The sequence below is a fragment of the Streptomyces auratus genome (assembly GCF_050433025.1).
GTDB classification, from domain to species: Bacteria; Actinomycetota; Actinomycetes; order Streptomycetales; family Streptomycetaceae; genus Streptomyces; species Streptomyces sioyaensis.
In genome coordinates this window covers 3,568,262-3,582,424 of record NZ_JBNGCB010000003.1, presented here as the reverse complement: position 1 = coordinate 3,582,424, position 14,163 = coordinate 3,568,262, and the positions used below count along the sequence as shown (strand labels likewise).

Here is a 14,163-nt window from a genome sequence, read left to right as displayed (position 1 = left end):
GACCGGTCACGTCGTCCGACGTGACCGGCGACCGAAAGGCACCGTCATGCAGACCACGGAAGCCATGGAGATCCCCTCCCCCGACACCGCCGAGGAACTGTCCTGCGACGTCCTCGTCGTCGGCGGCGGCACCGCCGGGACCATGGCGGCCCTCACCGCCGCCGAACACGGCGCATCCGTCCTGCTGCTGGAGAAGGCGCACGTCCGGCACTCCGGTGCGCTCGCCATGGGCATGGACGGGGTCAACAACGCCGTCATCCCGGGCCGTGCGGAGCCCGATGACTACGTCGCCGAGATCACCCGCGCCAACGACGGCATCGTCGACCAGTCCACCGTCCGCCGGACCGCGACCCGCGGCTTCGCGATGGTGCAGCGGCTGGAGTCGTACGGCGTGAAGTTCGAGAAGGACGAACACGGCGCGTACGCGGTCCGGCGGGTGCACCGCTCCGGGTCGTACGTGCTGCCGATGCCGGAGGGCAAGGATGTCAAGAAGGTCCTCTACCGGCAGTTGCGGCGGCGCGAGATGCGCGAGCGGATCCGCATCGAGAACCGCATCATGCCGGTGCGGGTGCTCACGTCCGGCGGCCGGGCGGTCGGCGCGGCCGGCTTCCACACCCGTACGGGACGGTTCGTCACGGTCCGCGCCGGGGCGGTGATCCTCGCCACCGGCGCCTGCGGCCGCCTCGGCCTGCCCGCCTCCGGCTATCTCTACGGCACCTACGAGAACCCCACCAACGCCGGCGACGGCTACGCCATGGCCTACCACGCGGGCGCCGAACTCACCGGCATCGAATGCTTCCAGATCAACCCGCTGATCAAGGACTACAACGGCCCGGCCTGCGCCTACGTCGCCAACCCGTTCGGCGGCTACCAGGTCAACCGGCACGGTGCGCGGTTCGTGGAATCCGACTACTGGTCGGGGCAGATGATGGCGGAGTTCGCGGCCGAGGTCGCCTCCGCGCGCGGACCGGTCTACCTGAAACTCAGTCACCTCCCGGAGGAGTCCGTCGCCGCCCTGGAGACGATCCTGCACACCACCGAGCGCCCCACCCGCGGTACGTTCCACGCCGGGCGCGGCCACGACTACCGCACCCACGACGTGGAGATGCACATCTCCGAGATCGGCCTGTGCGGCGGGCATTCGGCGTCGGGCGTGCGCGTCGACGACCGGGCCCGCACGACCGTGCCGGGGCTGTATGCGGCCGGTGACCTGGCCTGCGTCCCGCACAACTACATGATCGGAGCGTTCGTCTTCGGTGATCTGGCGGGCGAGGACGCCGCGCAATACCGCGCGTACGAGGGCGCGTTGCCCGACGACCAGGTGCGCGCCGCCCATGAGCTGATCTACCGGCCGCTGCGCTCTCCCGACGGCCCGCCGCAGCCCCAGGTCGAGTACAAGCTCCGCCGCTTCGTCAACGACTACGTCGCCCCGCCCAAGAGCGGTGCCCGTCTGTCGCTGGCCGTCGAGCACTTCACCCGGATGCACGCCGATATCGCCGCCATGGGTGCCCGTACCCCGCACGAGCTGATGCGCTGCGCGGAGGTCACCTTCATCCGCGACTGCGCCGAGATGGCCGCCCGGTCGTCACTGGCCCGTACCGAGTCCCGCTGGGGCCTCTACCACGCGCGCACCGACCACCCCAAGAGCAATGACCGCGACTGGCTGCACCACCTCGACCTGCGCAAATCGGCCACGGGAGCAATGGAGTTCACCGCCCGCCCGGTGGCGCCGTACCTCGTCCCGGTCGACGAGTACGCACCCGTGGGCGGCGCCTCCCGCTTCCTCGGCGAGGTCCATCCGGAGCAGGTCGCGACGGCGGGGCGGCGGGACACTCCCCCGGTGGGGTCTCCCGGGACGGGTGCTGCCGCGGCGACGGACGGCGGCAGGGCCGGGGCCCCCGGCACCGGGGACGGGACCAGCACCGGGACTCCCCCCTCCCCCCGCATCCTCGAACTCCTCGCCCTCACCGAGGACCAGCCGGACCTCCCGGCGCTGCGCCCCTACCTGGCCGATGCCGACCCGGCCGTCCGCCGGGCCGCGGTCGACGCGCTCACCGAGAGCGTCCCGCCCGGCACCGGTCAGGCCCTCGCCGCCGCCCTCGCCGATCCCGCCCCGGCCGTCCGGGCCGCGGCCGGCGCCTCCCTGCGCGAACTGATCGAGGTCCTCCCCGCGGAAGCCGGACTGCGCGCGCCGCTGGCCGCCGCCGTGCACGGGCCCGACGCCGTCGTCCGCTCGGCTGCCGTGGAGGTGCTGCGCGCGCTCGGCCTCGGCGACCGGGCCCTGTTCGCCACCGCCCTCACCGACCCGGCCGTGGACGTACGCCTCCAGGCCGTCCGTGCCCTGGTCTCCGTCGACGCCGTGCACGACCTGCTACGGGCCGCCGAGGACGGCTCCCGTGAGGTGCGGGTGGCCGCCGCACAGGGCCTCGGTACGGTCGGCCGCCCCGAGGAGCTGGCGGCGTTCCTGCCCGACGACGACCCCCTCGTCCGCGCCGCGGCGCTCGCGGCGCTGGCCACGGCCGGCTGCCCGCCGCCGTACGATGCGGCGGCCGCCACGGCGCTCGGCGATCCGGCCTGGCAGGTCCGGGCCGGTGCCGCCACCGCCCTCACGGCCGCCGGCTCCGCAACCGCCGTGGCCGCCCTCTCCGCCGCGCTGGGCGACCCGCACGCGGATGTGCGCAAGGCCGCGGTGCTCGCGCTGCGCGCCCACGCCGGCCGCGCGGACGCCCGCCGGGCCCTGGCCTCGGTCGCCGACGACCCGGACGCCGATGTCCGGGCATACGCCCGCCCGGCAGCAACGGGGTGACACACGTTCGGGCCGTCCGGGTGGCCGGGCGGGGCCGGGGGACGAAGGCTGAGGGCCATCAGCGCACCGAACGGGATACCGGCCGCCGGCCGGACACCGCCGGCCCCGAGCACCGCCGAGCGCCCGGGGCGGCCGGCACGGCGGGCGCCCACGCGTCAGGAAGGGCTGATCAGGAACCCCTATGCCCCGTCCCTCGCCGCAGTGGCCCCGCTATGTGGAGTTCGCGCCGACCGTCCTGGTCGCCGCGGGACTCCTCTGGGACGTGTTCTCGCCCGCGGACTACTGGGGCGACCCGATGCTCATCGCGGCGAGCGTGACGGCCGGTGCGCTGCTCTCGCTGCGGCACACCCTGGCGATCGGTGCCGTCATCATCGTCGGTGTCTTCGCGCTGACGGTGAAGGACGGCACCGCCGACAACTCCGTGGGCCATCTGGAGCTCGTCAACACCGTCTTCGCCGCGCTCATGGGCGTCGGCGTCAACCGGGTGATCGCCCGTCACGGACGCCATCTGGACGTGGTCCGCACGGTGGCGGAGGCCGCCCAGCGCGCCGTGCTGCCCGCGCCCCCGCAACGCATCGGCCCGCTGACCATCGCGGCCCGGTACCAGGCCGCACAGAGCGAGGCCCGGATCGGCGGGGACGCCTACGCCGTCCAGCGGACCCCGTTCGGCGTCCGGCTGCTGATCGCCGACGTACGCGGCAAGGGACTGGGGGCGGTGAGCGCGGTGTCCGTGCTGCTGGGTGCGTTCCGCGAGGCGGCCGAGCAGGAACCGGACCTGACGACGGTGGCCGATCGGATGGAGCACGCCCTGCTGCGGGAGAGCGAGCAGACCTCCGAGGAGGACCGTCTGGAGGGCTTCATCACGGCCCTGATCTGCGAAGTCCTCCCGGGCGGCAGCGGCCTGCGGCTGCTGGACTGCGGCCATCCGGCGCCCTACCTCTGCCATGGCGGTGCGGTACGCGCCCTGGAGTCCCGCGATCCGGGTCTCCCGCTGGGCATCGGGACACTGGGCGCGGCCCGGACCGCACCGGTCGACTGGCCGTTCCCGGCGGGCAGCACGCTGCTGCTGATCACCGACGGGGTGACCGAGGCCCGCAACGAGGCCGGCACGTTCTACGACCCGGCGGTCCAGCTGGCGGGCCGCGGCCCGTTCCGCGGCCCCGAGGAGTTGATCGACGTGCTGGTACGGGAGGTCGAGCGGTGGACCGGCGGGCCGCGCGACGACGATATGGCGGTCCTGGCGGTCGGCCGGCAGGGAGACGGCCGCCGGAAGCTCCGGTCCGGTGGAAACGGCACCGACCGCTGACGGGAGGCGGGATGGCGGACCCGCGGCTGCCCGATCGCTGCGCCACGCCGCGCCCCTGACGGTGCGTTGCTGCTTTCCGTGGCCTTTTCGGAATTCCCTCGTGTGCTACCGGAAATTCTTGATGCGGGATGAGATGATCAGTAAGAGCATCAGCATCCGCACCGAGCGATTCCTCGCTCCCGCGCAGATCGGAGTTGATGTGTCCAACAACAGATCAACCCTGCTGAGTCAGCGCGCCGCTGTCATTTTCCTCCTCGGCGCCCTCACCGCTGTCGGCGCCGGTGTGCTCACCTTTTGCAATGGCGGCACTCCGGCTTCCGCGACTCTCGTCGGCGGCGCGGCCTTCGGCGCCGCCGTCACCTTCTTCCATACGGTCATCGACTGACATTCGCCGGCGCATTCCCGGCCGCCGGTCCGGGGGCGGCGCACCGCCGCCCGGACTCCCGGTACGACTCCGGCCCGCCCGGTCTCCGCGCGGACGGTCCGGAGCCGAGGCCCTTCCACGGTCGCCGGAGCTGCCCGCAGGCCGGGCACGGACGGTGACCGATGCGCGCGCACAGCAACCGGAGACAGGTGAAGGCCGAGCCGGCCGCCACGGGCTGGAGCGGTCCCCGGCCGCCGCGGCGGCCCGGGCGCCGGTGCGCTGGATTCCGGTCGCCCACGGGCCCCCGCCTGGTTCCGGTGCACCAAGCGGAATCCGTGCTGCCGCATGCGGTGCGCTGCCGGACCTCAGGTGCCAAACTTGAGTCACCGCGCCCGGCCGCCAGCCGGGGCCCTTGTCGCCGAGGGGACCATTATGACCTGGGCATCTTGGACCACTGTCGGGATCCACGCCCTACCCGGCGCGGTTCGCACCGCGGAGATCGGCGTGATCAACGGCGACCTGACCATCCATACGACCTGGTCGGAGAACCTGGCCCACGTGGCGGTGCAGTACACCGGCGCCACGGACTGGTACACCATGGAGGGCAGCCCCGTCCCGTGCGATTCCGAGGAAGCCAGCCGCGCCTTCCACCAGGCCGTCGTCGAAGCCGCCCGCGGCGGCGAACGGGCCGAGGCTTCCCTGGAGGAACTCTTCCAGCGGTGACCGGGATGCGTCCGTGACGGCCCCGCCGGCCTCCCTGCGCCGGTTCTCGCCATCCGGTCGCGCCACGCCCTGGCGAGCCTGACGAGCCCCGGCAGCATTTCCGTGAGAACGTCCGGATGCCTTCGCCCCGGCTCCGTGACTGCCGCGCACCGTAGAACAGCCGCCATGGGGCATCAAGCCGGGCCGCCCTCCGGATGTCAGTGCCGCGTGCTACCCCTACGTGCATGACGGATGCGACGTATGACGAACTGCTGGGAACCATCGACGAGTTCGCCGGAAAGCTGGACCCTCGGGAACGGTTGGCCCGCCTGTACGACCTGATGGCTCCCTTGCTCGACCGCGTGGAGCGAGAGGACGAGGAGCTGAGCGACGACCCCGCCATGTCGACCCCGGACGCGGTGCGTGAGCTGCGCAAGGCTGCCGCGGGAGAGCCGGTCGACATCGACGCGGTGCATGAGCAGTTGACCGAGGTGGCTCTGTGCTATTCCGAGGACCAGGATCCGGAGCGGCACATCGTCTCCCAGTCGGCCTACGCGGCGGCGGCCTGGCTGCGGCTGCTGGCGGGGCGGAAGCCGCGTACCACGGCATACCTCGAGGGCGACGACGAGGAGCTGGTCCCGCCGTTTGCCCCTTCGGCGTTCACGGGGATCGTCGACCTGCTGGCCTGGACCCGGTCGGAGCAGATGTATTTTCACTGGGAGGACGCCCTCGCTCATCCCGAGTGCTGCGATCTTCCGGCCGCGATGGGCGAGCTTCGGGCGATGCATGTGGAGATAACTCCGCAGCGAAGTAACTCCCGTTTGCCGTAGCGGAGTTGGGCTACGGCCCGCTGCCATGAATGACAGGCGGCCGACAGCCGCCGCCTGTCACCCCGCAGTTCACTCCGATCACGAAGCAACCCTTTCCCGCCTTCTGATGTCTCCCTCAAGGGAGCACAGTTGGTCATCTTGCGGCTACTTAAAGCTGATCAATTGTCAAATTTCATCCATAAATCTCGCATTCTGATCATTTCTCTTTACATGCCCATGCCAGGCATACCAGGGTTTGCGCGGGGCCCCACGGCCCCCGTGGTGCACAACAGCACCGCGCGTACGGGCGGTTGGCACGGCCGGCCGCCCCCACAGCGCTAAGGACCCATAGCTGTGCGTAGACCCCACATACGCAGAACCCGTCTGGCGATCGCCGTCGCCGTGACGACGGCCGCGACGCTCACCGCGGGAGTGGCGGGCACCGCCGCCGCGACCACCGATGCCGCACCGGCGGCTGCCTCTTCCACGACTCCCTCCCTCCAGAAGGCCGTCGACGCCGCCCGTACCGCCGCCTTTGCGCATGCCGCGGCCACCGGCGTCGGCAAGAAAGACACCCTCGAAGCCACCGACACCCTCGTCGACCCGGACGGCAGGCAGCATGTCCGCTTCGTCCGGACCCACCGCGGGCTTCCGGTGCTCGGCGGCGATCTCGTCATCCACCTGACCGCCAAGTCGGCGTACGAGGGCGTGACCCGGGCCTACCGCCACCAGGTCGACGTGCCCGACACGGACCCGAAGCTGTCGGCCGGCGAGGCGCAGACGAAGGCCGCCGCCGTGGCCAAGGGCCAGGCCGGGGAAGCCCAACTGGTCGTGGACGCCCGGGACGACCGGACCACGCTCGCCTACCAGGTGCAGGTGGACGAGAGCCGTACCGCCGAGGCCGACGGCGCCCGTACCGTCATCCTCGACGCGGCCACCGGGGCGGTGCTCAGCAACGTCCAGGCCAATGACTCCTTCCTGTCGCCCGCCCTGCAGAAGAAGCTGCGCGCACGGGGCGAGCGGCTCGCCCCCGCGACCGGACTGGCCGCCCCCGAGACGCCCGTCACCGGCGAGGCGGCGGCGACCGCCGGCTACCCGGCCGCGGCCAAGGGCACCGGTTCGTCGCTCTTCGTCGGCAAGGTGCAGCTGTCCACCACCCGGACCGCGAAGAAGTCCTTCACCCTCAAGGACTCCACCCGCGGCAACACCGAGACCCGGGACGCCGGCAACAAGGCGCCGGAGAAGTTCTCCAGCGGCAAGGCGTTCACCAGCACCACCAACCGCTGGGGCAACGGCACCACGAGCAGCCGGGCCACCGCCGCCGTGGACGCCCAGTACGGCATCACCAGCACCCTCGACTTCTACAAGAAGACGTTCGGCCGCAAGGGCATCAAGAACGACGGCCGCGGGGCGCACGCCCTGGTGCACTTCGGCAACAAGGTCGGCAACGCCTACTGGTCCTCCGAGTGCGGCTGCATGCTCTACGGCGACGGTGACGGCAGGACGTTCACCAAGCCCCTGGTCGTCCTGGACGTCACGGGCCATGAGCTCACGCACGGCGTGGTCGACGCGACCGCCAAGTTCCGGCCCACCCGCGTCGACGAGGAGGGGAACCAGTACGGCGAGCCCGGCGCGCTCAACGAGTCGATGGCGGACATCTTCGGCAGCGCGGTCGAGTTCTCGACCAACAACCCGAAGAACCCGCCGAACTACCTGATGGGCGAGAAGCTCGGCCTCCAGCAGAAGTTCCTGCGCCGCCTGGACAAGCCCTCCCTGGACAAGCTGGAGGGCACCGTCGACTACTGGTCGAAGGCGGCCTACGACACTGAGGTGCACGCCGGTTCCGGTATCTCCTCGCACGCCTTCTACCTGCTGGCCGAGGGCAGCGGGAAGAAGACCATCGGCGGTGTCGCCTACGACTCCCCCACCATCGACGGCTCCAAGGTGACCGGCATCGGGCGGACCAAGGCGACGGCGATCTTCTACCGGGCGCTCACCCGGTACATGGTCTCCACGACCGACTTCCATGACGCCCGGGCCGCGACCCTGCATGCGGCCAAGGACCTGTACGGCGCCACCAGCACCGAGTACAAGACGGTGGACAAGGCCTGGGCCGCCGTGAACGTGACGGCGGCCAACGCGCCCTCCGCCACGCACTGATCCTTCCGGACCGAGCACGGCACGGTGCCCCCGCCCCCCGCGGGGGCACCTCCGTGTCCGGCCCCGGGTCCCTCCAGTGGGCCTCGACGGCGCGGCCGGCCGAAGCCTACGTTTGAGCCCATGATCACTGATCGCGCGGGCGGGAGACGGCGGCTCGGCTACCCGGTGGCGGCGGGCGTGTTCGCCATCGGCATGGCCGGCACGACGCTTCCCACCCCGTTGTACGGGCTCTACCGTGCACAGCTCGGGTTCTCCGAGCTGATGGTGACCGTGGTCTTCGCGGTGTACGCGCTCGGTGTGATCACGGTGCTGCTGCTCGCGGGCAATGTCTCCGACGAGGTGGGCCGGCGCCCGGTGTTGCTGGCCGCGCTGGGGCTTTCCGCGGCGAGCGCGCTGTGCTTCATCTTCGAGGGCGGGCTGCCGATGCTGCTGCTCGGACGGGTGCTGTCCGGCTTCGCCGCCGGGTTGTTCAGCGGAGCCGCCACCGCGGCGGTGCTGGAACTCGCGGGGCCCGGCCAGGAAGCGCAGGCCGGGTTCGCCGCGACCGCCGCGAACATGGGCGGCCTCGGCTGCGGCCCGTTGCTCTCCGGCCTGCTGGCCCAGTACGCACCCTGGCCGCTGCTGCTGCCGTTCCTGGTACATCTCGCCCTGGTGGCCGTCGCCGCCGTGGTGACCTGCCTGCTCCCGGAGACCGTCGCGCATCCGCACCGCCCCCGGACGCTGCGGCCCCAGGGCCTGGAGCTACCGCCCGAAGTGCGGGGCGTCTTCGCCCCCTCGGCCGTTGCCGCGTTCGCCGGCTTTTCCCTGCTGGGGCTGTTCACCGCGGTCGCGCCGAGCTTCGTCGGCCAGACCCTGGGCGAGCACAACCTGGCCGTCACCGGATTGATCGTCTTCACGGTGTTCCTGGGCTCCACCGCCGGGCAGTCCCTGACGGAACGGATCGGTACCCGCCGGGCCCTCCCCCTCGGCTGCCTGGTGCTGGTGGTGGGCCTCTTGCTGGTGGCCACCTCACTGGCCGTGACCTCGCTGCCGGTACTGGTCGTCGGTGCGGTGTGCGGCGGCATCGGCCAGGGCCTGGCGTTCCGCGCCGGTCTGACCGCGGTGGGCCGGGCCGCACCGGCCGCGCACCGCGGCGGCACCATCTCGGCCTTCTTCCTCGTCGCCTATCTCGGCATCTCGCTGCCGGTCGTCGGCGTCGGCGCGCTCACCCTCGCACTCGGTCTGCGCGGCGCCGGCCTGACCTTCTCCGCCTGCGTCATCGTGGTCACGGTGGCCGTCGGGCTCTACGTCCTGCGGCGGCCGCCGGCGGGTGACGACTGACCGTCCGCCGAGGGGGCCGGCCTCCTCGCCGGTCGCGATCCCGGCGTCCCCGGCCTGGGACGCCGGGGCAGGGCGCGGGCCCGTCCAGCGCACCCCGGGGACCGCCAGGCGGCCCGGGCCACACCGCCGCCGGACACCTCGCACGGCCGGCCGCCACCCGTATGGCGTGCCGCCTTCACCCGCCTGCCCCTGTGGGCACGCCCTTCCGGCGGAGGCCGGAAACCCTGGGATCCGGCAGTCCCTCGATCCAGCAGCCTCCACGTGGAGTCGGAGAAGTGAGATGCGCATGGCCACAGCTTCCGCCCCTGGCGCCCTGAGCCCGTTCCGGCGCGGGTGTGTCCTCTCCGTGGCCCTCCTCGCGATGTGGTGCGCCGCCGGTCCGGCCGCCGCCCTTGTCCCCCGCGCCCCGGTACGGGTACCGGCCACCGGTCAACGGCCCACCGGCGCCCGTGCGTTCACCGGCGCGGCCGCCGCGCGACCTGCCCTTGCGGAGACGGCGGCCACCAAGCCGCTGGTCTTCATGGGCCTGGGCACGATGGCCGGTCTGACCGTGCTCGCGGGCGCGGAGCTCGTCGCGAGCGCGCGTCGGCGCCGGGACTCCGCGCCGCCGACGGACCGCTGCTGACCGCCCCGCACCCCTTCCGGCCCCCGCGGCCCAGGTCGCGTACACCGGTGAACGGCAGGAAAGGACCGACCCCAGCATGGCGACCCTCACCACCACCGACGGCACGGAGATCTTCTACAAGGACTGGGGAGAGGGCCGCCCCGTCGTGTTCAGCCACGGATGGCCGCTCAACGCCGACGCCTGGGACGACCAGCTGCACCTGGTCGCCACCCACGGGTTCCGTGCGATCGCCCACGACCGCCGTGGTCACGGCCGCTCCGGCCAGCCGTGGCAGGGCAACGACATGGACACCTACGCGGACGACCTGGCGCAGCTGATGGACGCGCTGGACCTGCGGGAGGCGGTGCTGGTCGGGCACTCCACCGGTGGCGGTGAGGTGGCCCGCTACATCGGCCGTCATGGCACCGGCCGGGTCGCCAAGGTGGTCCTGCTCAGTGCCGTACCGCCGCTGATGCTCAAGACCGAAGCCAACCCGGAGGGGCTGCCGCGTACGGTCTTCGACGGGATCCGCGCCGGTGTGGCCGGCGACCGGTCGCAGTTCTACAAGGATCTCAGCGAGACCTTCTACGGTGCCAACCGGCACGGTTCCGCCGTCTCCCAGGGGGTCCGCGAGGCGTTCTGGCTCTGGAGCATGCAGGTGGGGGTGAAGGGGGCGTACGACTGCGTCAAGGAGTTCTCGGAGACCGACTTCACCGAGGACCTCAGGCGGTTCGATGTCCCCACCCTGATCATTCACGGCGATGACGACCAGATCGTGCCGTTCATGGCCTCCGGCAAGAAGTCGGCGAAGCTGGTGAAGGGCGCCACGCTGAAGGTCTACCCGGGGGCGCCGCACGGGCTGTTCGCGGTCGGCTCGTACAAGGACGACCTGCACGCCGATCTGCTGGCGTTCCTCAACAGCTGAGCATCCGGAGCGGCCGCAGGTGCTCCATCGGCTTGCCTGGAACTGCACGTTGCCGGACGGCGCCCGGCCGCGCACAGACGCCGGCGCCGGCCACACGATCTGAGGTCGTGTCGGCCGGCGCCGGGTGTCAGCTTTGATTACCTCCGGTAGCCGTCGCCACCGTCAAAGCCCCAGCCGCTCCTCTCGCAGCCTTCGCTGAAGACCGGGCCGACGCGCTCCAGCACGCCCGCCGAGAGCCAGCAGGCGGCGTGGTGGCCGTGGCCCCGGTGGTGCTTGTAGTGGTGGTGGTTGTTGCAGGCCAGGGCGGCGCTCGCACCGCCCATGACGATGGTGGTGGCCAGGGCGCTGGCTGCGATCGCGGCGCGGATGCGCATGTTTGCTCCTCGGGAGGATCAAAGGGGTATATCGACCTTTTCAGGATCACCTTCGCATAACCTCCCAAAACCTGACACAACCCGAATTGCGCGAGTCGGAGTAACCGGTGGATTTGGGTGCGTTCGAGACTTCCCCGGCCACGGCGTCCGCCGGCCGGTTCGGTTCAGCGGGCCTACCCGCTCAACTGCCTTCGATCGGCGGCTTGTTGAGGTACAGGCAGCTGTCGGCTGCACCGCTCCGGGGCGAGCGTCCGGTCACGGCGGGCCGCTCGCCCCGAATTGATGATCCGTCAGTCGCCGAATCGGCTCAGATGTCTTCCGTCAGTCGCCTGATCGGCTCAGACTCTCCGGGGTCCGTGCCGTCGCGCGGCGCACCGGGCCGGGGCCCGGGCGCAGGCCCAGCGTCACCAGCGCCACGGCCACGGCGAGGAAGCCGGACAGCACCGCGAAGCCGGTCACGCTGGATCCTGTGGCGTCGGTCAGCCAGCCGACCAGATAGGGGCCCGCGAAGCCACCGAGGTTGCCCAGGGCGTTGATCAGGCCCATCGCGACGGCCACCACCTCGATGCGCAGCAGTTGCCCGGGGATCGCCCAGAACGGTCCGTAGGGCGCATAGACCGCTGCCGCGGTCACACACAGCAGCAGCATCCGGGGCAGGGCGCCGTCCACGGCCTGCCCCAGCAGCAGTGCGACGATGCCCACGACGAGCGGGACGGCCACCGCCTGGCGCCGGTTGCCGGTGCGGTCGGACCAGGCGGCGTTGGCGATCATCACGACCAGGGCGACCGTGAACGGGATCGCGGTGAGCAGCCCGACCTCGGTGGACGAACCGCCGTGCGTCAGTTCCTTGATGACGGCGGGCAGCCACAGGTTGAAGCCGTAGAAGCCGGTGATCCAGAAGAAGTAGACGCCGATGAGGACGAGGACCGGCCGCTGCCGGACCGCCTCGAGGTACGAGCCGCTGCCGGCCGGCGGTTTGGCGGCCTCGTCCGCGGCGAGCGAGCGCTCCACATGGTCGGCCTCCGCACGCGAGATCCACCGGGCCTGCGCCGGCCGGTCGGCGACCGCGAACCACCAGACCACCGCCCACACCAGGGGCGGAACGCCCTGGAGTACCAGCACCCAGCGCCAGCCGACATGGTCGAGCATCCACCCCGACAGCGGCGCCATGAGGACCGAGGAGAGCGGCAGACAGGCCATCCACAGGGCGTTGGCGCGGGCCCGCTCCCGCAGCGGGAACCACGAGGCGAGCAGGATGAGGACGGCGGGCCAGACGCCGCCCTCGAAGAAGCCCAGCACGAAACGGGCCGCATAGAACTGGGCCTTGGTCTGCACGAGGCCGGACAGCGAGGCGGCCAGCCCCCACGCCACCATGAGCAGCACGACCGTTTTCCGGGCGCTCCAGCGCTGCGCGAGGATCGCGGCCGGGATCTGCAGGAAGACATAGCCGACGAAGAAGACGCCGCCGACCAGCCCCTTGTCGGCGTTGGACAGCTCCAGATCGCCGTGCATGTAGGGGAGGATGACGGAGACGTTGTTCCGGTCGAGATACGCCAGCATGTACATGATCGCGGCGACCGGGATGACATACGCCCAGCGCTTGGCGGGGATCGCGGGCGCGGTGGGCTGCGGGAGCGCGTCGGGGCGGTCGGCCGTCACCGGGCCGCCGCCGTTCCGTACGCGGCGCGGATCCGGTCGGTGAAGCGGCTGAAGCCGGCGGCGGCGCGGAAGGCCGCGGCCATCGTGCCGTGCGCGGCGCGGCCGCTGCCCGCGATGTCGAAGGCGGTGCCGTGGTCGACGGAGGTGCGCAGGATCGGCAGGCCCACCGTGACGGACACGGTGCCGTCGAAGTCGACGGTCTTGGCGGGGATGTGGCCCTGGTCGTGGAAGTGGGACAGCACACCGTCGAAGCGGCCTTCGAGGCCCTGGTGGAAGACCGAGTCGGCGGGGATCGGCCCCACCACGCCGAGCCCCTCGGCGGCCGCCTGCTCCACCGCCGGGCGCAGCACGGTGATCTCCTCGTCGCCGAAGTGGCCGCCCTCGCCACCGTGCGGGTTGATCGCGGCGACCGCGAGCCGGGGGGCGTCATGGCCGAAGACGCGCAGTGCGGTGGCCGCGTGCCGGATGCTCGCCGCGACCCGCTCCTCGGTGATCTGGTCGAGCGCCGCGCGCAGTGCGAGATGCCGGGTGGTGAAGAAGATCTTGAGGCCGCGGACCACGAACATGGTGTCGAAGTGCGCGGCGCCGGTGAGCTCACCGAGCATCTCGGTGTGGCCGAGGTGCCGCGAACCGGCCGCCCAGATGGCCTCCTTGTTGATCGGGGAGGTGACGAGGGCGTCGACCTCGCCGGACAGCGCGGCGCGGGTGGCGGCCTCGATCGCGGCCACGGCGGAACGGCCGGCCACCGCGTCGACCCTGCCCCAGGGGAGGTCGCCGGGGGCGATACCGAGGTCGAGCACCTCGATGGTGCCGGGCTCGAACCGCGCCTCGGCGGGCGCGGCGACCGCACGGACCTCGACATCCAGCCCGCAGACGGCCACCGCTCGGCGCAATACGGCGGCATCACCGACCGCGAGTCCGCGGCCGACCGCGGTGGTGGCCGGGTCGGCGAGGGTACGGGCGGTGATCTCGGGGCCGATCCCGACCGGATCGCCGAGGGTGACGGCGAGAAGCGGCAACGGGCCGTCGGGGGCCGGCCGGGGGGCTGCCGCCCCGTCCGGGCCCGTCTGCTGAGGGTGCGTCATCAAGCTGCCTTTCGGGGTGCCGTGCGCGTACGAGGGGCTTGGTGGGTGT

The 14,163-nt window shown here is 71.9% G+C and carries 12 protein-coding genes; 9 read left to right on the top strand and 3 right to left on the bottom strand.

Annotated features, from left to right (window positions below):
• Window positions 1–46: 46 nt before the first annotated feature.
• The 9 genes from BKA18_RS35285 to BKA18_RS35245 all read left to right on the top strand — a co-directional run bounded on the left by BKA18_RS35285 (window position 47) and on the right by BKA18_RS35245 (window position 10,996).
• Window positions 47–2,806 carry a fumarate reductase/succinate dehydrogenase flavoprotein subunit gene (locus BKA18_RS35285; RefSeq protein ID WP_429638748.1) on the top strand — a complete coding sequence of 920 codons (2,760 nt, stop codon included), beginning with the start codon at window positions 47–49 and terminating at the stop codon, window positions 2,804–2,806.
• Window positions 2,807–2,987: 181 nt separating this feature from the next.
• Window positions 2,988–4,112 carry a PP2C family protein-serine/threonine phosphatase gene (locus BKA18_RS35280; RefSeq protein WP_366044966.1) on the top strand — a complete coding sequence of 375 codons (1,125 nt, stop codon included), beginning with the start codon at window positions 2,988–2,990 and terminating at the stop codon, window positions 4,110–4,112.
• 121 nt (window positions 4,113–4,233) lie between these two features.
• Window positions 4,234–4,497, top strand: coding sequence for a hypothetical protein (locus tag BKA18_RS35275; RefSeq protein ID WP_234371881.1), 264 nt, complete (start codon window positions 4,234–4,236; stop codon window positions 4,495–4,497).
• A gap of 411 nt (window positions 4,498–4,908) precedes the next feature.
• Window positions 4,909–5,199 carry a hypothetical protein gene (locus tag BKA18_RS35270; RefSeq protein WP_040901948.1) on the top strand — a complete coding sequence of 97 codons (291 nt, stop codon included), beginning with the start codon at window positions 4,909–4,911 and terminating at the stop codon, window positions 5,197–5,199.
• 224 nt (window positions 5,200–5,423) lie between these two features.
• On the top strand, window positions 5,424–6,008 hold the full coding sequence (locus BKA18_RS35265; protein WP_366044965.1) for a hypothetical protein: 585 nt from the start codon (window positions 5,424–5,426) through the stop codon (window positions 6,006–6,008).
• Window positions 6,009–6,341: 333 nt separating this feature from the next.
• The gene (locus BKA18_RS35260; RefSeq protein WP_366044964.1) at window positions 6,342–8,147 is read left to right on the top strand and encodes a M4 family metallopeptidase; all 1,806 of its coding nucleotides are present in this window, start codon (window positions 6,342–6,344) and stop codon (window positions 8,145–8,147) included.
• A gap of 120 nt (window positions 8,148–8,267) precedes the next feature.
• Entirely contained in the window at window positions 8,268–9,467 is a 1,200-nt protein-coding gene (locus tag BKA18_RS35255) for an MFS transporter (protein WP_366044963.1), read from the top strand.
• Between the two features lie 286 nt (window positions 9,468–9,753).
• Complete coding sequence (locus BKA18_RS35250) at window positions 9,754–10,092, top strand: hypothetical protein (RefSeq protein ID WP_366044962.1); 339 nt, start codon at window positions 9,754–9,756, stop codon at window positions 10,090–10,092.
• 76 nt (window positions 10,093–10,168) lie between these two features.
• Window positions 10,169–10,996 carry an alpha/beta fold hydrolase gene (locus BKA18_RS35245; RefSeq protein ID WP_366044961.1) on the top strand — a complete coding sequence of 276 codons (828 nt, stop codon included), beginning with the start codon at window positions 10,169–10,171 and terminating at the stop codon, window positions 10,994–10,996.
• Between the two features lie 137 nt (window positions 10,997–11,133).
• Here BKA18_RS35245 and BKA18_RS35240 read toward each other — a convergent pair whose 3' ends face one another.
• The 3 genes from BKA18_RS35240 to pdxA form a co-directional block, all read right to left on the bottom strand.
• Window positions 11,134–11,370 (bottom strand): hypothetical protein, encoded by a 237-nt coding sequence (locus BKA18_RS35240; protein ID WP_006607969.1) that lies wholly within the window; start codon window positions 11,368–11,370, stop codon window positions 11,134–11,136.
• A 321-nt stretch (window positions 11,371–11,691) separates the two neighbouring features.
• Complete coding sequence (locus BKA18_RS35235) at window positions 11,692–13,029, bottom strand: MFS transporter (RefSeq protein WP_366044960.1); 1,338 nt, start codon at window positions 13,027–13,029, stop codon at window positions 11,692–11,694.
• Window positions 13,026–14,114 carry a 4-hydroxythreonine-4-phosphate dehydrogenase PdxA gene (gene pdxA / locus BKA18_RS35230; RefSeq protein WP_366044959.1) on the bottom strand — a complete coding sequence of 363 codons (1,089 nt, stop codon included), beginning with the start codon at window positions 14,112–14,114 and terminating at the stop codon, window positions 13,026–13,028. Before pdxA ends, BKA18_RS35235 begins: the two co-directional genes overlap by 4 nt.
• Window positions 14,115–14,163 lie beyond the last annotated feature (49 nt).

Excerpts from the sequence above, each read along its gene's own strand:
- BKA18_RS35250 (WP_366044962.1), top strand. The coding sequence starts at position 9,754 with ATGGCCACAGCTTCCGCCCCTGGCGCCCTGAGCCCGTTCCGGCGCGGG.
- BKA18_RS35245 (WP_366044961.1), top strand. The coding sequence starts at position 10,169 with ATGGCGACCCTCACCACCACCGACGGCACGGAGATCTTCTACAAGGAC.
- BKA18_RS35265 (WP_366044965.1), top strand. The coding sequence starts at position 5,424 with ATGACGGATGCGACGTATGACGAACTGCTGGGAACCATCGACGAGTTC.
- BKA18_RS35275 (WP_234371881.1), top strand. The coding sequence starts at position 4,234 with ATGCGGGATGAGATGATCAGTAAGAGCATCAGCATCCGCACCGAGCGA.
- BKA18_RS35280 (WP_366044966.1), top strand. The coding sequence starts at position 2,988 with ATGCCCCGTCCCTCGCCGCAGTGGCCCCGCTATGTGGAGTTCGCGCCG.
- BKA18_RS35285 (WP_429638748.1), top strand. The coding sequence starts at position 47 with ATGCAGACCACGGAAGCCATGGAGATCCCCTCCCCCGACACCGCCGAG.
- BKA18_RS35255 (WP_366044963.1), top strand. The coding sequence starts at position 8,268 with ATGATCACTGATCGCGCGGGCGGGAGACGGCGGCTCGGCTACCCGGTG.
- pdxA (WP_366044959.1), bottom strand. The coding sequence starts at position 14,114 with ATGACGCACCCTCAGCAGACGGGCCCGGACGGGGCGGCAGCCCCCCGG.
- BKA18_RS35270 (WP_040901948.1), top strand. The coding sequence starts at position 4,909 with ATGACCTGGGCATCTTGGACCACTGTCGGGATCCACGCCCTACCCGGC.
- BKA18_RS35240 (WP_006607969.1), bottom strand. The coding sequence starts at position 11,370 with ATGCGCATCCGCGCCGCGATCGCAGCCAGCGCCCTGGCCACCACCATC.